The sequence below is a fragment of the Microbacterium paraoxydans genome (assembly GCF_019056515.1).
Taxonomy (GTDB): domain Bacteria; phylum Actinomycetota; class Actinomycetes; order Actinomycetales; family Microbacteriaceae; genus Microbacterium.
In genome coordinates, this window is the sequence record NZ_CP064873.1 from 1,929,041 (window position 1) to 1,946,600 (window position 17,560).

Here is a 17,560-nt window from a genome sequence, read left to right on the forward strand (position 1 = left end):
CGGAGACGTCGAAGCGGGCGTGCCCGGCACGCCCGCTTCGTCTGGTGGTCAGGTGACCGGAACGCTCAGATCGCGAAACCGAGCGCACGCATCATGTCGCGCCCGTCGTCCGTGATCCGCTCGGGTCCCCACGGCGGCATCCACACCCAGTTGATGCGGAAGCGGTCCACGACGTTGTCGAGGGCCTGCGCCGTCTGGTCTTCGAGGACATCCGTGAGCGGGCAACCCGCGCTGGTCAGCGTCATGTGGATGACGAGAGCGTCGTTCTCGTCATCCCAGGCGAGGTCGTAGATGAGTCCGAGGTCGACGACGTTGATCCCGAGCTCAGGATCCATCACGTCCTTGAGAGCCTCGGTGACCGCGTCGTACTTCTCGTCCGTCAGGGTCGCTGTCATGCGATCAGCCTACGCCTCGATGGGAGCGGAGGGGTCGAGGAACCGGTCGTAGCCCTCGTTCTCCAGACGGTCGGCGAGCTCGGGGCCGCCCTCCTCGACGATCTTGCCCGCGACGACCACGTGCACGTAGTCGGGGCGGATGTAGCGGAGGATCCGGGTGTAGTGCGTGATGAGCAGCACACCGAGGCCGGTGGACTCCTTCGCGCGGTTGACACCCTCGGAGACGATCTTCAGCGCGTCCACGTCGAGGCCGGAGTCGGTCTCGTCGAGCACGGCGAACTTCGGCTTGAGCACCTCGAGCTGGAGGATCTCGTGGCGCTTCTTCTCGCCGCCCGAGAAGCCCTCGTTGACGTTGCGCTGCGCGAACTTCGGGTCCATGCGGAGGTTGGCCATGGACTCCTTGACGTCCTTGGTCCACTGCCGGATCGAGGGCGCCTCGCCGTCGAGCGCGGTCTTCGCGGTGCGCAGGAAGTTCGTCACGGTCACGCCGGGGATCTCGACCGGGTACTGCATGGCGAGGAACAGACCGGCGCGGGCGCGCTCGTCGACGCTCATCGCCAGGACGTCCTCACCGTCGAAGGTGATGGAGCCGGAGGTGACCGTGTACTTCGGGTGGCCGGCGATCGTGTAGGCCAGGGTGGACTTGCCGGAGCCGTTGGGGCCCATGATGGCGTGGGTCTCACCGGTGTTCATGGTGAGGGTGATTCCGTTGAGGATCGGGGTGGTCCCCGCCTCGGTCTCGACCGTCACATGCAGGTCGCGGATCTCGAGAACAGACATTCTTCAGACTTCCTTCGTCACAGCGGGATCGATGAGCACGTCGTCGCCGTCGATCTCGACGACGTAGACCGGGACGGGCTCATATGCGGGGAGATTCTGGGGCTTGCCGGTGATCAGGGAGAAGGCCGAGCCATGCGCCCAGCACTCCACCGTGTCACCTTCCACGAAGCCCTCGGACAGCGAGATGTCGCCGTGCGTGCAGGTGTCGCCGATGGCGTGGATGACGCCCTCGCCGTCCTTGATGACCGTGATCGGCACACCGTCCGGCTCGACGCGCAGCGGCGTGTCCTGCTCCAGCTCGGAGACGCCGCAGACGCGCTGCGCGGTCACGCGTCCACCTCGGCGAGCTCGGCCTCGATGGCGGCCAGCAGCTCCGACTCCAGGTCGGGGATGCCGAGGCGCAGCACGATGTCGGTGAGGAAGCCGAGCACCACCAGTCGTCGGGCCTCGTCCTCCGGGATGCCGCGGGCCTGGAGATAGAAGAGCTGCTCGTCGTCGAAGCGGCCGGTGGCACTCGCGTGCCCGGCGCCGACGATGTCGCCCGTCTCGATCTCGAGGTTCGGGATGGAGTCGGCGCGTGCGCCCTCCGTGAGCACCAGGTTGCGGTTGGCCTCGTAGGAGTCGGTGCCGGTGGCCTCCGCCCCGATCAGCACGTCGCCGATCCACACGCTGTGGGCGCTCTCGCCCTGCAGCGCACCCTTGTAGAGCACGTCGCCGGTCGTGTGCGGGCCTTTGTGGTGCAGGTACACCTGGCTCTCCAGGTGCTGACCGGAGTCGGCGTAGGACAGCCCGTAGAGGTATCCCTCGGAGCCGGCACCGGCGAGCTCGACGCTCGGGTTCACGCGCACCACGCCGCCGCCGAAGCTCACGACGAAGTGCTTGAGCGTGGCGTCGGCCGCGACCCGCGCCTGGTGGGCGGCCGCGTGCACGGCGTCGTCGTCCCACTGCTGCACGGAGACGACGGTGAGCTTCGCGCCGTCGCGGACGATGATCTCGACGTTCTGGGCGTACTGCGCCGAGCCCTTGTGCTGCAGCACCACCGTGGCGGCGCTGTGCTCGAGGGCCTCGATCACGATGTGGGCGTCCGCCCGGCGGTCGGCACCGGCGCCCGTGAGCGACAGGAAGATCGGCGATGCGACCTCCTCCTCGCGCGGGATGCGGATGTGCAGGGCCTCGGAGGCGCCCCGCCACGCGACGGCGGCGGTGATGTCCTCGGCGAGGAAGACCTCACCGCGCGGAGCGGTGCCCGCCGTGAGCGGTGCGGCCACATACTGCTCACCGGACGTGAAGTGGTAATGCACGCCCTCCTCGCCCTCGGCCGTGCGGAACAGCGGCGTGAGCGCGGCCACCGGCGTGTGCTTCCAGTTCACCTCGCGGCCGGTCGGCGTGCCGAAGTCGTCCGGGTCGAACGAGTGCGGACGCTCGGAGCGGGTCTGCACCGGGACGAATCCGGCGTCCGCCACCTGGGCGGCCGGGTCGATGTGCGCGTTCGTGTGCTGCGCCTCGCTGGGCGCTGTCGTCGAGGCCGCCATTTAGCCGACCGATCCTTCCATGCCCATCTCGATGAGCTTGTTCAGTTCCATCGCGTACTCCATCGGCAGCTCGCGCGCGATCGGCTCGATGAAGCCGCGCACGATCATCGCCATCGCCTCGTCCTCGGGCATGCCGCGGGACTGCAGGTAGAAGAGCTGCTCCTCGCTGACCTTGGAGACCGTGGCCTCATGGCCGAGCTGCACGTCGTCGACCCGGATGTCGATCGCCGGGTAGGTGTCGGAACGGGACTTGGTGTCGACGAGCAGCGCGTCGCAGCGGACGGTGTTCGCCGAGTGATGGGCGGCGGCGTCGACACGGACCTCGCCGCGGTAGCCGGCACGGCCACCGCCGCGGGCGATCGACTTCGAGACGATCGACGACTGCGTGTACGGCGCCATGTGGATCATCTTCGCGCCGGCGTCCTGGTGCTGACCGGGCCCGGCGAAGGCGACGGAGAGGGTCTCGCCCTTGGCGTGCTCACCCATCAGGTAGATCGACGGGTACTTCATCGTCACCTTGGAGCCGATGTTGCCGTCGACCCACTCCATGGTCGCGCCCTCGTGCGCCACGGCGCGCTTGGTGACCAGGTTGTAGACGTTGTTCGACCAGTTCTGGATCGTCGTGTAGCGCACGCGGGCGTTCTTCTTCACGATGATCTCGACGACGGCCGAGTGCAGGGAGTCCGACTTGTAGATCGGGGCCGTGCAGCCCTCGATGTAGTGGACGTAGCTGTCCTCGTCGGCGATGATCAGGGTCCGCTCGAACTGGCCCATGTTCTCGGTGTTGATCCGGAAGTAGGCCTGCAGCGGGATCTCGACGTGCACGCCCTTGGGGACGTAGACGAACGAGCCGCCCGACCAGACGGCGGTGTTCAGCGCGGCGAATTTGTTGTCGCCCGCGGGGATGACCGTGCCGAAGTACTCCTCGAAGAACTCGGGGTGCTCGCGCAGGGCGGTGTCGGTGTCCATGAAAATGACGCCCTGGGCCTCCAGGTCCTCGCGGATCTGGTGGTACACGACCTCGGACTCGTACTGCGCGGCGACGCCGGCGACGAGGCGCTGACGCTCGGCCTCGGGGATGCCCAGGCGCTCGTACGTCTCGCGGATCTCCTCGGGGAGGTCTTCCCAGCTCTGCGCCTGCTTCTCGGTGGAGCGGACGAAGTACTTGATGTTGTCGAAGTCGATGTCGCTGAGGTCGGCACCCCAGGTCGGCATCGGCTTGCGGCCGAAGAGCTGATAGCCCTTGAGACGGGTCTTCAGCATCCATTCCGGCTCGTTCTTGAGGGCCGAGATCCCGCGGACGACCTCTTCCGAGATCCCGCGTTTCGCGACGGCACCCGCGGCATCCTCATCGTGCCAGCCGAATTCGTACACCCCCAGACCATCGAGCTCCGGGCGGTCGATCAGCACATCCGACATGCAACACTCTCCTCACAGGTCCCAAACGGTGTCATCCGCCCCGACACACCTGATCCCCGTCGAGTCTGCGGGAGCGGGTGCCGTTGGTGGGGCCCTCATCACGGGCGCTTCCATCGCGCCTAAACTGTTGACGATGCTTCAGCGCTGTCAGCGCTCATCGCAACAATCCGATTCTACAGGTTCCGCCTGACGGACGGGCCGTGCGCCACGTCTTCGACGGGCCGGAGGACTTATGCCCGAGACGACCATCCCCGCCCCCTCGACGACCGGGGCGACCGCCTCCCCCCGCTCCGCGGTGTGGGGTCGTGCGCTCACCGTCTTCGCGTGGCTGTCGTTCCTCAGCGAGACGATCATCATCGGCACCGGCGGCGCCGTGCGGCTGACTGGATCCGGCCTCGGCTGCACCGAGTGGCCGCTGTGCACGCCCGAGTCGCTCGTCCCGATCGTCGAGGTGCAGGGCATCCACGGGATGATCGAGTTCGGCAACCGGCTGATGACCGGCGTCGTCGGGATCATCGCGATCGCCGTCGTCCTGCTCGTCCTGCACACCATCAGCGGCCGCCGGGCGCTCATCGACGCCCTGTGGTTCGCCGTCGGCGGTCTCGCCGGCGCGGCCGTCGCCTTCGCCCTGGTCTCGCTCACCGACTTCCCGGCGTTCCCCGTCGCGTCCGCCGTCCTCCTGGTCGCGGTGATCGCGGCGGCGGTCCACTCGGTGCGCACGACGCCCGCCCGGCGGGATCTCGTCCTCCTCGCCTGGCTCGTGCTGATCGGCGTCGTCGCACAGGCCCTGGTCGGCGGCATCACCGTGCTCACCGGCCTGAACCCCTTCATCGTCGGGTTCCACTACACGTCGTCGCTCCTGCTCGTCTGCATCACCGCCGCGTTCCTCGTGCGGCTGGCGACTCCGGAAGGACCGCGCGAGCGGGCCGTCCCCACCTGGTTCGCGATCGTGACGCACGTCACCGGCCTCGCCCTCGCCGTGACCATCCTGTTCGGCGTGCTGACGACCGGATCGGGCCCGCACTCGGGCGACGCCGACGTGCTTCGCCGCGGCTTCGACGCCACGGTCCTCGCCCACGTCCACTCCTGGCCGGGCTACATCCTGGCCGCCCTCGTGCTCTTCCTGACGGTGTCCGCCTGGGTCCTGCGCCTCGAGCCCCGGCGGTGGCTGCTCGTGCTCGTCATCGCGATCCTCGTGCAGGTGGCCGTCGGCGTCTGGCAGGCGCGGGAGGGGCTGCCGCCCGTGCTCGTGGGCATCCACATGGTCCTTGCATCGCTGTCGGCCGCGACCTACACGGTCGTCGTGCTGCACCTCAAGCGCACCGCGTCCGTCGTACCCGCCCCCGTCGATTGACCTGCCGCACAGACGATCCATAGCGCGCGCACCGGGCGCTCATCACCGCATCGACCATCGTGGTCGACATGAACAAGACACTCACCCGCAGCGCCGGGTTCTGGCTCCTCATCGTCGTCTCCCTCGCCGCGGTCGGGGTCGGCGGCTGGATGATCGCCGGACAGGTCGGCACGATGACCACGACCCTGATGGACGGCACCGCCACCGGTGTCGAGGTGTACGTCGGTCAGTCGCTCGTCGTCGTCGGCGCGGTCGTCCTCGGCGCGGGCCTGGTGGGCCTGCTCCTGTCGCTCGGCCTCGTCGCCGCGCGCACGCTCGTCGCCACCCCCGTCACCGCCGCGCCGGTCGTCGAGCACGAGGCGCCGAGCATCCAGGACGAGACGATCGAGACGGTCTCAGTCCCGCGCGACGAGCCCGCTCTCCGGACCGCCGATGCCGAGTTCGCAGAGCCGCAGGTCGATGCGGAGCCTCAGGCTGACGAGCCCCAGGCCGACGAGGATCAGAAGGGCAGCAGCGGGTCGATCGCCACGGCGACGAACAGCAGCGTCAGGTAAGTGATCGAGGCGTGGAAGACTCGCATCGGCCGCGCCTCGGTCCCCCGCACTGCCTGGTTATACAGGCGGTGCGACTCATAGATGAACCAGCCGCCGAACACCAGGGCGGAGACGGTGTAGACGAGGCCCATGCCGGCGATCGGCACGAGCAGCAGCGAGCAGGCGACCGTGGCCCACGCGTACAGGATGACCTGCAGGCCGACCTGCGACGCGTTGCGGGTGACGCCGAGCATGGGCACGTCGACATCGTCGTAGTCGTCCTTGTACTTCATGGACAGCGGCCAGTAGTGCGGCGGCGTCCAGAGGAAGACGAGCAGGAAGAGGATGAAGGCCGGCCAGTCGAGCGAACCGGTGACGGCGGACCAGCCGATGAGGACCGGGAAGCACCCCGCGATTCCGCCCCAGATGATGTTCTGCTCGGTGCGGCGCTTGAGGATCATCGTGTAGATCACGACGTAGAAGAAGATCGCGGAGGCCGACAGGATCGCCGTGAGCGGGTTCGTGGTGAACCAGAGCCACACGGTCGACACGATCGCGAGCGTCCACGAGAAGATCAGGGCGCCACGCGGGCTGACCTCGCCGGTCACGAGCGGCCGGTTCTCCGTGCGGTGCATGTGCGCGTCGATGTCGCGGTCGAGGTACATGTTGAACGCGCCCGCCGAACCGGCGCTCATCGATCCGCCGATGACCGTCGCGAGGACCAGCCAGAGATCGGGCAGTCCGCCCTGCGCGAGGAACATGACCGGAACGGTCGAGACGAGGAGGAGTTCGAGGACCCGGGGCTTCGTCAGAGTGACGTAGGCGCTCACCGTGCGACCGATGGACGACTTCCGTACGGTCTGATCAGACATCGTCGAGATCTCGATCGCCTCCTCCGCGCGCGTTACCGGACAACCTCTCCAGTGTATGACACGCCGTGACGCGTTCCGCGCCTTCCACCCCTCAGTCGCCGGGACCGTCCCCGCTATGCTGAGAGCACTCGCGCGCCCGGTGCTGCGCACAACCCCGCCCGTCTCCCGGACGATGCGGGATGCGCCAGGGAAGTTGCGGATGCGCCAGGGAATACCGGCGCCCTCGAAACTGTCGGAAAGGGCATGAACGTGTCGGAATTGCAGTGGGACGAGATCGATCGACGCGCGGTGGACACCGCCCGGATCCTGGCGGCCGATGCGGTCGAGAAGGTCGGCAACGGTCATCCCGGCACGGCGATGAGTCTGGCTCCCGCCGCCTATCTGCTCTACCAGCGGGTGCTGCGGCATGACCCGACCGACACCGACTGGCTCGGCCGCGACCGCTTCATCCTGTCGGTCGGCCACTCGTCGCTGACGCAGTACGTGCAGCTCTACCTGGGCGGTTTCGGGCTCGAGCTCGACGACCTCAAGGCACTCCGCACCTGGGGCTCGAAGACCCCCGGCCACCCCGAGTACGGCCACACCAAGGGCGTCGAGATCACCACGGGCCCGCTGGGCCAGGGCCTCGCCTCGGCGGTCGGCTTCGCGTACGCCGCCCGGTACGAGCGCGGCCTCTTCGACCCCGAGGCCGCAGCGGGCACGAGCCCGTTCGACCACTTCGTCTACGTGATCGCGGGCGACGGCGACCTGCAGGAGGGCGTCACCAGCGAGGCCTCCTCGCTCGCCGGCCACCAGCAGCTCGGCAACCTCATCGCGATCTACGACTCGAACCAGATCTCCATCGAGGACGACACGAACGTCGCCTTCACCGAGGACGTCGCCGCTCGCTACGAGGCCTACGGCTGGCATGTGCAGACCGTGGACTGGAAGAAGACCGGCGAGTACGTGGAGGACGTCGCCGAGCTCCACGCCGCGATCGAGGCGGCCAAGGGCGAGACCGACAAGCCGTCGCTCATCATCCTCAAGACCATCATCGGCTGGCCGGCTCCCGGCAAGCAGAACACCGGGAAGATCCACGGATCGGCGCTCGGAGCCGACGAGCTCGCCGCCACCAAGAAGGTCCTCGGGTTCGACCCGGAGCAGACCTTCGTCGTCGCCGACGAGGTGCTGGAGCGCACGCGCGGCCTCGCGGAGCGCGCCGCCGAGGCCCGCGCCGCCTGGCAGGAGTCGTTCGATGCCTGGGCGGCCGCCAACCCCGAGCGCAAGGCCCTGCTCGACCGTGTCGAGGCCCACGAGCTCCCCGCCGACATCGCCGACGCGCTCCCCGTCTTCGAGGCCGGCAAGGACGTCTCGACCCGCGCCGCGTCCGGCCAGGTCATCAACGCGCTGGCCGCGCAGCTCCCCGAGCTCTGGGGCGGCTCCGCCGACCTCGCCGAGTCGAACCTCACGACGATCAAGGACGCGCCGTCGTTCATCCCCGCCGAGTGGTCGACCCACGAGTGGTCGGGCACCCCGTACGGCCGGGTGCTGCACTTCGGCATCCGTGAGCACGCCATGGGCGCGATCGTCAACGGCATCGTGCTGCACGGGCCCACGCGCGCCTTCGGGGGCACGTTCCTCATCTTCAGCGACTACATGCGTCCGGCCGTGCGCCTGGCCGCGCTGATGAACGTGCCGAGCGTCTTCGTCTGGACGCACGACTCCGTCGCCCTCGGCGAGGACGGCCCGACGCACCAGCCGATCGAGCAGCTCGCGACGCTGCGCGCGATCCCGAACCTGGCCGTCGTCCGCCCGGCGGACGCCAACGAGACCGCCGCCGTGTGGCTCGAGATCCTCCGGCGCCACGAGGGCCCGGCCGGCATCGCGCTGACCCGCCAGAACATCCCGGTGTTCCCGCGCGGCGAGGGCGAGGCCTCGGGCGACACCTTCGCCTCCGCCGCCCAGGCCGCCAAGGGCGCCTACGTCCTGGCCGAGGCGCCGAACGGCACTCCGGACGTCATCATCGTGGCCACCGGCTCCGAGGTGCAGCTCGCGGTGAACGCCCGCGAGGTGCTCGCCGGCGAGGGCGTGAACGTCCGCGTGGTCTCCGCCCCCTCGCTGGAGTGGTTCGCGGAGCAGGACGAGGCCTACCGCGAGAGCGTGCTGCCGTCGTCCGTCACCGCCCGCGTCTCGGTCGAGGCCGGTTCCGTGCTCACGTGGCGCGGCATCGTCGGCGACCGCGGCCGGTCGGTCGGCATCGACCACTTCGGCGCCTCCGCCGACTACAAGACCCTCTTCGAGAAGTTCGGCATCACCACCGAGGCCGTCGTCGCGGCCGCCCGCGAGACCATCAAGGAGAACGCATGAGCACCCCCACCGCCCAGCTCGCCGCCGCCGGCGTCAGCATCTGGCTCGACGACCTCTCGCGCACCCGGATCTCCTCCGGCAACCTCGCCGAGCTGATCGCGTCGCGCAACGTCGTGGGCGTCACCACGAACCCGACCATCTTCGCGAACGCGATCACGGACAAGAACGACACGTCCTACGACGCGCAGGTCACCGAGCTCGCCGCGTCCGGAGCCTCGGCCGAGGACGCGGTGTTCGCCGCGACGACCCAGGACGTCCGTGCCGCGCTCGACGTCTTCCGCCCGGTGTGGGAGGAGTCCGGCCACGTCGACGGACGCGTGTCGATCGAGGTCTCCCCCGACCTCGCCCACGACACCGACGGCACCGTTGCGCAGGCCAAGGAGCTCTGGGACCGGATCGACCGCCCCAACCTCCTCGTGAAGATCCCGGCGACCAAGGCCGGCCTCCCGGCCATCACCGAGGCGATCGCGAACGGCATCAGCGTCAACGTGACCCTCATCTTCAGCCTGGAGCGCTACGCCGAGGTCATCGAGGCGTACCTCACGGGACTCGAGCGCGCCAAGGAGGCGGGCATCGATCTGTCCACCATCCACTCCGTGGCCTCGTTCTTCGTCTCCCGGGTCGACACGGAGACGGACAAGCGCCTGAGCGCGATCGGAACGGACGCGGCCGCCGCGCTGAAGAGCAAGGCGGGCCTCGCGAACGCCCGACTCGCCTACGAGCTCTTCGAGAAGACGTTCGCCGAGAAGCGCGCGCAGGATCTCCTCGCCGCCGGCGCCAACGTCCAGCGCCCGCTGTGGGCGTCCACCGGCGTCAAGGACCCGAACCTCCCCGACACGCTGTACGTGACCGAACTGGTCGCGGACGGCGTCGTGAACACGATGCCGGAGAAGACCCTCGAGGCGACGTTCGACCACGCCGTCGTCACCGGAGACACCATCACCGGCGGCTACGAGGAGGCCCGCGAGGTCTTCGCCGGGCTCGCCGAGGTGGGCGTCGACTTCGACGCCGTCACCGAGGTGCTCGAGAAGGAGGGGGTCGCGAAGTTCATCGACTCCTGGCACGACCTGCTGGCGCAGGTCACCGAGGCTCTGGAGGCACAGCGATGACCTTCGCCATCCACGCATCGGGCGCGGCGCGCGTCGCCATCGAGGAGACCGTGCCGGCCCTGGTCCACGACCTCGTCGCCTCCCGCATCACCGGTGGCGACGCCACGCTCTGGGGTCCGGCCGCCGAGGCCGAGGCGTCGGTCCGGCTCGGCTGGGTCCAGGCTGTCTCGGTCTCCCGCCCGCTGGTCGCGGAGATCGTCGCACTGCGCGAGGAGCTCGCGGCGAAGGGCGTCACGCGCGTGGTCCTCGCGGGGATGGGCGGCTCCTCGCTCGCTCCCGAGGTGATCGCGCAGACGTCCGGCGTCCCGCTCACGATCCTCGACTCCACCGCCCCGGGACAGGTCCTCGCGGCGCTCGACGAGGGTCTCGCCGAGACGGTCCTCGTCGTGTCCTCGAAGTCGGGCTCCACGGTCGAGACCGACTCGCAGCGCCGCACCTTCGAGGCCGCCTTCCGCGACCTCGGCATCGACCCCACCGAGCGGATCGTCGTGGTCACCGATCCCGGTTCGCCGCTCGACGCCTCCGCGCGCGAGGCCGGCTACCGGGTCTTCAACGCCGACCCGAACGTGGGCGGCCGCTACTCGGCGCTGACCGCCTTCGGCCTCGTGCCGTCAGGACTCGCCGGCGTCGACATCGACGAGCTCCTGGACGAGGCCGAGGCCTCCCTGCTCGAGGTGGCCGTGGACTCCGCCGACAACCCCGCGCTCCGTCTCGGGGCCGCGATCGCCGCCACGAGCCCCCGCCGCGACAAGCTGGGCCTGATCACCGACGGCACGCACATCAAGGGGCTGCCGGACTGGATCGAGCAGCTGATCGCCGAGTCCACGGGCAAGGAGGGCACCGGCATCCTCCCGGTCGTCCTGCTCCCGGTCTCGCCGGAGCTCGACCCGGTCCCCGCCGACCTCCAGATCGTGCGCCTCGTCGACGACGCCAACGAGTTCCACCTGCACGAGCGGCACGAGGGCGAGATCCTCGTCAGCGGCACGCTCGGCGCGCAGTTCATCGTCTGGGAGTACGCGACGGCCATCGCCGGGCACCTCCTCGGCATCAACCCGTTCGACCAGCCCGACGTCGAGTCGGCCAAGGTCGCCGCCCGGGGCCTGCTCGACGCCCGCCCGGAGCCGACGGCGCCCGCGTTCGTCGAGAACGGCGTCGAGGTGCGGGTCTCCGATCCCGCCCTCGCCGTCTCGGGCACGGTCGAAGGCGTGCTGGACGCCCTCTGGGCCCAGCTCCCCGCCGACGGCTACGTGTCCATCCAGGCCTACGTCAACCGCCTCGAGGTGCCGCAGCTCCAGGGCCTGCGCGAGCTGGTCGCCGCCGACTCGGGGCGTCCGACCACGTTCGGATGGGGACCGCGCTTCCTGCACTCCACGGGCCAGTACCACAAGGGCGGGCCCGCGCAGGGCGTGTTCCTGCAGATCCTGGAGCGCACGGACGTGGATCTCGAGATCCCCGACCGCCCGTTCACGTTCGGGCAGCTCATCCAGGCGCAGGCGGCCGGTGACGCGGGTGTGCTCGCGGAGCACGGACGGCCCGTCGTCTCGCTGACGATCACCGAGTCCTCGGATGACGTGCTCGCCCTCTTCGAAGCCGCACAGAAGTAACCGCAGGAGAGCCCCCACCGATGTCTGTACCCATCTCGCGCGGGCACAACCCGCTGCGCGACCCCGACGATCGTCGTCTCAACAGGATCGCGGGGCCCAGCGCCCTCGTGATCTTCGGCGTGACGGGTGATCTGTCCCGCAAGAAGCTCATGCCGGCGGTCTACGACCTCGCGAACCGGGGGCTCCTGCCTCCGGGGTTCGCGCTCGTGGGCTTCGCCCGCCGCGACTGGGAGGACCAGGACTTCGCCCAGGTCGTCTACGACGCGGTGAAGCAGCATGCCCGCACGCCGTTCCGCGAGGAGACCTGGACACAGCTGCTCCAGGGCATCCGGTTCGTCTCCGGCGAGTTCGACAACCCCGACTCCTTCCGCAAGCTGCGGGAGACCGTCGAGAAGCTCGACGTGGAACGCGGGACCATGGGCAACCACGCCTACTACCTCTCGATCCCGCCGAAGGACTTCCCGCTCGTCGCGAAGCAGCTCAAGGACTCGGGGCTCGTGGGCGAGGACGCGGACGACGACGAGCGCTGGCGGCGCGTCGTGATCGAGAAGCCGTTCGGGCACGACCTCGAGTCGGCGCGCGCTCTCAACGCGGCCCTCGAAGTGGCGTTCCCCGCCGACTCGATCTTCCGCATCGACCACTACCTCGGCAAGGAGACGGTGCAGAACATCCTCGCGCTGCGCTTCGCGAACGAGCTGTACGAGCCGATCTGGAATCGCAACTACGTCGACCACGTGCAGATCACGATGGCCGAGGACATCGGCGTCGGCGGTCGTGCCGGATACTACGACGGGATCGGCGCCGCACGCGACGTCATCCAGAACCACCTGCTCCAGCTCCTCGCGCTCACGGCGATGGAGGAGCCCATCAGCCTCTCCGCCGAGCATCTGCGGGCCGAGAAGGAGAAGGTCCTCGCGGCGGTGCACGTGCCGGAGGATCTCTCCCTCGCCACGGCGCGCGGACAGTACGCCGGGGGCTGGCAGGGCGGCGAGAAGGTCACCGGCTTCCTCGACGAGGAGGGGATGAACCCCGAGTCGACGACGGAGACCTACGCGGCCATCAAGCTGGAGATCGACACCCGTCGCTGGGCGGGCGTGCCGTTCTACCTGCGGACGGGCAAGCGCCTCGGCCGTCGCGTGACGGAGATCGCGGTGGTGTTCAACCGTGCGCCGCAGCACCTGTTCGGCCGCGGCAACGCCTCGGAGCTGGGGCAGAACGCCCTCGTGATCCGCGTCCAGCCCGACGAGGGCGTCACGATCCGCTTCGGTTCGAAGGTGCCGGGCAACGGCACGAACGTCCGCGACGTGACGATGGACTTCGGCTACGGCCACGCGTTCACGGAGGCGAGCCCGGAGGCGTACGAGCGTCTGATCCTCGACGTCCTCCTGGGCGACCCGCCGCTGTTCCCGCGGCATGAGGAGGTCGAGCTCTCCTGGAAGATCCTCGACCCGGTGGAGAAGTACTGGGCCGCCCAGGGCGGTCCGGTGGAGCAGTACGCGCCCGGCTCGTGGGGACCGGCCTCGGCCGACGACCTGCTGGCCCGCGACGGACGAGTCTGGAGACGCCCGTGATCATCGACCTTCCCGACACGACCGTCAGCCAGGTCGCCAAGCAGCTCGTCAAGGTGCGCGAGGAGGGCGGCGCCGTCGCCCTCGGCCGCGTCCTCACCCTGGTCATCGCCGCGCGCAAGGGCGTCGCGGAGGCCGCGATCGACGCCGCGAACGATGCGTCGCGCGAGCACCCGATGCGCGTGATCGTGCTGACCACCGGCGACGGCGAGTCCCGTCTCGACGCGCAGATCCGCGTGGGCGGAGACGCCGGAGCCAGCGAGGTCGTCGTGCTGCACGCGCACGGCGACGCCGCGAGCAACGAGGAGAGCCTGCTGACCGGCCTGCTCCTCCCCGACGCCCCGGTCGTGGCCTGGTGGCCGGACGAGGCCCCCACCTCTCCCGCGACCTCCCCGCTCGGCCGCATCGCCCAGCGCCGGATCACCGATGCCGCCACCTCGCCCGACGTCCGCGACCGGCTCGCCCTCCTCGGACGCACGCACGCCCCTGGTGACACCGATCTCGCCTGGACGCGCCTGACGCACTGGCGCGAGCAGCTCGCCGCGGTGCTGGACCAGCCGCCGTACGAGACCATCACCGCCGTCGAGGTCCGGGGCGGGAGCGCCTCGCCCTCCACCGCGCTGCTCGCCGCGTGGCTGCAGATGGCACTGGACGTCCCGGTGCGGTGGTCGTACGAGGACCCGGAGCACTGGCAGGAGGGCATCAAGTCGGTGCGCCTCACCCGGGAGTCCGGCGACATCCTCCTCGAGCGCCCCTCGCCCGGCGTCGCCGTGCTCACCCAGCCGAACCAGCCCGACCATGACCTGCACCTGCCGCGGCGGACGCTGCGCGAGTGCCTCGCGGAGGAGCTGCGCCGGCTCGACCCCGACGTCCTGTACGGTCGAGTGATCACGGAGGGCTGGGAGAAGCTCGGTCCGCCCGAGACAGGAGAGTGATCTCGATGCCGGGATCGTCCGCAGAGAAGCGAGTCGTGGTCGAAGCCACCCCGACCGCCCTCGCCCTCCGGGTCGCCGATCGCTTCCTCACCCGCGTCCGCGCGCGCACGCGCAACGGGCGGTTGGCCCACATCGCGCTGACGGGCGGGTCGATGGGCGGTGCCGTCCTGCGCGCCGTCCGGGACAACCCGCGGTCCGCCGAGATCGACTGGTCCCTCGTGCACTTCTGGTGGGGGGACGAGCGGTACGTGCCGCGGAACGACGCGGACCGCAACGCCCTCCAGTCCCGGGAGGCACTGCTCGACCACATCGACGTCCCCGCGGAGAACGTGCACGAGGTCGCCGGCTCCGACAGCGGTCTCGAGCTCGATGAGGCCGCCGCGGCGTACGCCGCCGAGCTCGCCCGTTTCGGCACCGACGACCACCCCTGGCCGTCCTTCGCCGTGTGCTTCCTCGGCGTCGGACCGGACGGCCACATCGCCTCGCTGTTCCCGGACCGCGAAGAGGTCACCGTGACCGATGCCGCGGCGCTCCCGGTGCGGGACTCCCCCAAGCCCCCGCCCGAGCGGGTGACCCTCACCCGCCCGGTGCTGAACGCCTCCAAGCGGGTCTGGCTCGTGCTCACGGGCGCCGACAAGGCGTCGGCGCTGGGCCTCGCCCTCGCCGGTGCCAGTTACACGAGCGTTCCCGCGGCCGGCGCCAAGGGGCGCAAGCGGACGGTCTTCTTCGTCGACGAGGCCGCGGCATCCGAGGTCTCCCCCGACCTCATCGACCAGGCCTACTGAGCGTCGGGGTCGCGCCTCTCGGGCGTGTCCGGGTGCTCCGGCGCGCTCGGCGCCGGCGAGGTCGGAGGGGCCACCGGGTCGCTGCCCCGGGTGATCCCGAGGTCCTGGCTCTCGCTGAGGACCTGCGGATGGAAGCGGGCGAGTCCGACCACACCCCAGACCGCGATGCCGCCGGCGACGCCGAAGATGATGAAGACCCACCAGGGCGCCGCGGCGGCCTCACCGAGCACGAGCATGCCGATGAGAACGGCCACCATGGGGTCGACCACCGTCAGGCCCGCGATGACGAGGTCGGGCGGACCGGAGCTGTATGCGGTCTGCACGAAGTACGCGCCGACGGCACCCGCCGAGAGCAGCGCGAGCAGGCAGACCGCGGTGATCCACTCGAACTGGCCCGCCTCGATGCGCTTGATGATGACCTTCGCGAGGGTGGCGACGAAGCCGTAGAGGATGCCGGCGCCGATGATGTAGAACAGCGCGCGCATCCGATGCCGGAGGATGAGCCAGCACGCCCCGAGCACGATGATCACGACGAGCAGGATCGCGAGGATGACGAACAGCTCGCGGTCCGTGACCTCCTTCTCCGTGGCGTAGATCGCAGCGAAGAACACGAAGAGGAAGATGCCGCCGACGCAGGCGATGATCGCGGTGAGGGACTGCCTCGTGGGGGCGTGACCGGAGATGCGGGCGTTGAGGAGCGTCGTGATGACCAGGGCGATGGCGCCGAGCGGCTGCACCACGATCAGCGGCGCCTTGACGAGCGCTGCGAGCTGGCAGACGATCGCGAGGCCCAGCATGAGCGTCCCGATCACCCAGGACGGTCGCGTGAACAGGCGCTTGAGCTGATCGAGGCTGAGACCGGCCGCGCCGTCGGAGCCGCTGAGCCGCTCGACCTTCTCCACGCCCCGGTGCTGGTACTGCGCGCCGAGCGACATGAACACCGCACCGGCGAGGGCCAGCGGGATCCCCAGGAGGAGGCCGGGGTTCTGGAACGCTCCGACCAGCTGGTCGCCGACGTCCTCGACCGTCCCCATCCACACCCCTGCGCTCACAGTACGACCCTACCCGGAGAGTGCCGCCGACTAGGGTTGTGACGTGGCTGTCCTTCCGATTCGCATCATGGGCGATCCCGTCCTGCACTCCCCCGCCTCCCCCGTCGAGGCGATCACCGACGAGATCCGCACCCTCGTCGCCGACATGTTCGAGACCATGGATGCCGCGCCCGGCGTCGGCCTCGCCGCCCCTCAGGTCGGCGTGCCGCTGCGGATCTACACGTACTCCTACGTCGACGACGACGACCAGCCCTGGCGCGGTGTGCTCATCAATCCGGAGCTGTGGATGACGCCCCCGGAGCCGGGCGCGCCCGACCCCGAGCTGGAGTCGGAGGGCTGCCTGTCCTTCCCGGGCGAACGGTTCCCGTTGCGTCGCTCCGATCGCGTCCGCGTGACGGCGACCGATCTGGACGGCGGCCCGGTCACGCTGGAGGTGGACGGCTGGCGCGCTCGCATCATGCAGCACGAGTTCGACCACCTCGACGGCGTGCTCTACATCGATCGCCTCTCGGACTCCGACTGGAAGACCACGCAGAAGATCGCCCGCAAGCGGGGCTGGGGGCGCCCGGGGGCCAGCTGGCTGCCCGGCGTCGACGACCTCGAAGGCTGATCGCGTTCAGCCGGCGCACAGCATTCTTCAAGTTGCATCATAGACTCCGGGCACTATAGCGTGTTCGCGGCGGGGATATTCAGCATGCCCCGCGTCACGCTCTGAAGGGGAAATCCATGATGAAGTCGCGCACCCGTCGCGCACTCGTGCTCACCGGTTCGGCCGTCGCCGTCTCGCTCGCTCTCACCGGTTGCAGCGCGATCAACAGCATTCTCGGCGGCGGTCGCGCCGACGCCGACCGCGACGAGGAGACCGGCCAGGTCACCGAGAGCGCGAACATCGACGTCTTCTCCGTGAAGCTCGGCGACTGCATGCTCGAGACCGGCTCCGGGATGCTCACCGACGCGAACGTCGTGCCGTGCTCCGAGCCGCACGACGAAGAGGTCTTCTACGAGATCAAGATGGACGACGGCGAGTACTCGGAGGACGCCATCAGCGCCGCGTCCGAGGAGTGCATCGGCGACGCGTACACGTCCTTCGTCGGCGTCTCGTACCAGGACTCCGCTCTGGACGTGACCACGCTCACCCCCAGCCAGGACTCGTGGGAGCAGGCCAACGACCGCGTGATCCAGTGCATCATCGTCGACCCGGCCGGCCAGGTCGAGGGATCGCTCAAGGGCGCCGCGCGCTGATCCGACCGCGTCTCCACGAAGGGCTCCGCCGCAA

Annotated in this window: 17 protein-coding genes; 10 read left to right on the top strand and 7 right to left on the bottom strand. The window is 69.6% G+C overall.

The genetic code is table 11. The features are described 5' to 3' along the window. Nucleotides 1-65 precede the first annotated feature (65 nt). The 5 genes from IZR02_RS09275 to sufB are packed head-to-tail and all read right to left on the bottom strand — an operon-like array spanning nt 66 to nt 4,126. On the bottom strand, nt 66-395 hold the full coding sequence (locus IZR02_RS09275; protein WP_017202280.1) for a metal-sulfur cluster assembly factor: 330 nt from the start codon (nt 393-395) through the stop codon (nt 66-68). A 9-nt stretch (nt 396-404) separates the two neighbouring features. Further along, the gene (sufC, locus tag IZR02_RS09280; RefSeq protein WP_025103648.1) at nt 405-1,175 is read right to left on the bottom strand and encodes a Fe-S cluster assembly ATPase SufC; all 771 of its coding nucleotides are present in this window, start codon (nt 1,173-1,175) and stop codon (nt 405-407) included. A 3-nt stretch (nt 1,176-1,178) separates the two neighbouring features. Beyond that, complete coding sequence (locus tag IZR02_RS09285) at nt 1,179-1,505, bottom strand: non-heme iron oxygenase ferredoxin subunit (protein WP_025103649.1); 327 nt, start codon at nt 1,503-1,505, stop codon at nt 1,179-1,181. Further along, nucleotides 1,502-2,707, bottom strand: a complete 1,206-nt coding sequence (gene sufD / locus IZR02_RS09290; protein ID WP_025103650.1) for a Fe-S cluster assembly protein SufD — start codon at nt 2,705-2,707, stop codon at nt 1,502-1,504. The genes IZR02_RS09285 and sufD overlap by 4 nt, the downstream gene beginning before the upstream one ends. Next, the gene (gene sufB, locus IZR02_RS09295; RefSeq protein ID WP_025103651.1) at nt 2,708-4,126 is read right to left on the bottom strand and encodes a Fe-S cluster assembly protein SufB; all 1,419 of its coding nucleotides are present in this window, start codon (nt 4,124-4,126) and stop codon (nt 2,708-2,710) included. It lies immediately after the preceding gene. Between the two features lie 232 nt (nt 4,127-4,358). On the opposite strand from sufB, the gene IZR02_RS09300 reads away from it, so the two are divergent. Continuing rightward, nucleotides 4,359-5,480, top strand: a complete 1,122-nt coding sequence (locus IZR02_RS09300) for a COX15/CtaA family protein (RefSeq protein ID WP_025103652.1) — start codon at nt 4,359-4,361, stop codon at nt 5,478-5,480. Between the two features lie 68 nt (nt 5,481-5,548). Then, on the top strand, nt 5,549-6,034 hold the full coding sequence (locus IZR02_RS17885; RefSeq protein WP_025103653.1) for a hypothetical protein: 486 nt from the start codon (nt 5,549-5,551) through the stop codon (nt 6,032-6,034). Here IZR02_RS17885 and IZR02_RS09310 read toward each other — a convergent pair. Next, nucleotides 5,980-6,885 (bottom strand): heme o synthase, encoded by a 906-nt coding sequence (locus IZR02_RS09310; RefSeq protein WP_029989291.1) that lies wholly within the window; start codon nt 6,883-6,885, stop codon nt 5,980-5,982. The genes IZR02_RS17885 and IZR02_RS09310 overlap by 55 nt on opposite strands. 249 nt (nt 6,886-7,134) lie before the next feature. Between IZR02_RS09310 and tkt the strand changes: the two genes are divergently transcribed. Genes tkt through pgl form a run of 6 tightly spaced genes read left to right on the top strand, consistent with a single transcriptional unit; the run spans nt 7,135 to nt 15,232 of the window. Next, the gene (tkt, locus tag IZR02_RS09315) at nt 7,135-9,231 is read left to right on the top strand and encodes a transketolase (RefSeq protein ID WP_025103655.1); all 2,097 of its coding nucleotides are present in this window, start codon (nt 7,135-7,137) and stop codon (nt 9,229-9,231) included. Then, nucleotides 9,228-10,340, top strand: a complete 1,113-nt coding sequence (gene tal, locus IZR02_RS09320) for a transaldolase (RefSeq protein ID WP_025103656.1) — start codon at nt 9,228-9,230, stop codon at nt 10,338-10,340. Before tkt ends, tal begins: the two co-directional genes overlap by 4 nt. Next, the gene (locus tag IZR02_RS09325; protein WP_025103657.1) at nt 10,337-11,944 is read left to right on the top strand and encodes a hypothetical protein; all 1,608 of its coding nucleotides are present in this window, start codon (nt 10,337-10,339) and stop codon (nt 11,942-11,944) included. Before tal ends, IZR02_RS09325 begins: the two co-directional genes overlap by 4 nt. Nucleotides 11,945-11,964: 20 nt before the next feature. Continuing rightward, on the top strand, nt 11,965-13,515 hold the full coding sequence (gene zwf / locus IZR02_RS09330; protein ID WP_025103658.1) for a glucose-6-phosphate dehydrogenase: 1,551 nt from the start codon (nt 11,965-11,967) through the stop codon (nt 13,513-13,515). After that, nucleotides 13,512-14,447 (top strand): glucose-6-phosphate dehydrogenase assembly protein OpcA, encoded by a 936-nt coding sequence (locus tag IZR02_RS09335; protein WP_025103659.1) that lies wholly within the window; start codon nt 13,512-13,514, stop codon nt 14,445-14,447. The genes zwf and IZR02_RS09335 overlap by 4 nt, the downstream gene beginning before the upstream one ends. Before the next feature lie 5 nt (nt 14,448-14,452). Beyond that, nucleotides 14,453-15,232: a 6-phosphogluconolactonase gene (pgl, locus tag IZR02_RS09340; protein WP_025103660.1), complete on the top strand. Its 780-nt coding sequence runs from the start codon at nt 14,453-14,455 to the stop codon at nt 15,230-15,232. Here pgl and IZR02_RS09345 read toward each other — a convergent pair. Beyond that, nucleotides 15,226-16,266, bottom strand: a complete 1,041-nt coding sequence (locus IZR02_RS09345) for a DMT family transporter (protein ID WP_051582195.1) — start codon at nt 16,264-16,266, stop codon at nt 15,226-15,228. The genes pgl and IZR02_RS09345 overlap by 7 nt on opposite strands. 61 nt (nt 16,267-16,327) lie before the next feature. Between IZR02_RS09345 and def the strand changes: the two genes are divergently transcribed. Further along, nucleotides 16,328-16,894, top strand: a complete 567-nt coding sequence (gene def, locus IZR02_RS09350; protein WP_025103662.1) for a peptide deformylase — start codon at nt 16,328-16,330, stop codon at nt 16,892-16,894. A 116-nt stretch (nt 16,895-17,010) separates the two neighbouring features. Beyond that, nucleotides 17,011-17,526, top strand: a complete 516-nt coding sequence (locus IZR02_RS09355) for a septum formation family protein (RefSeq protein WP_025103663.1) — start codon at nt 17,011-17,013, stop codon at nt 17,524-17,526. Nucleotides 17,527-17,560 lie beyond the last annotated feature (34 nt).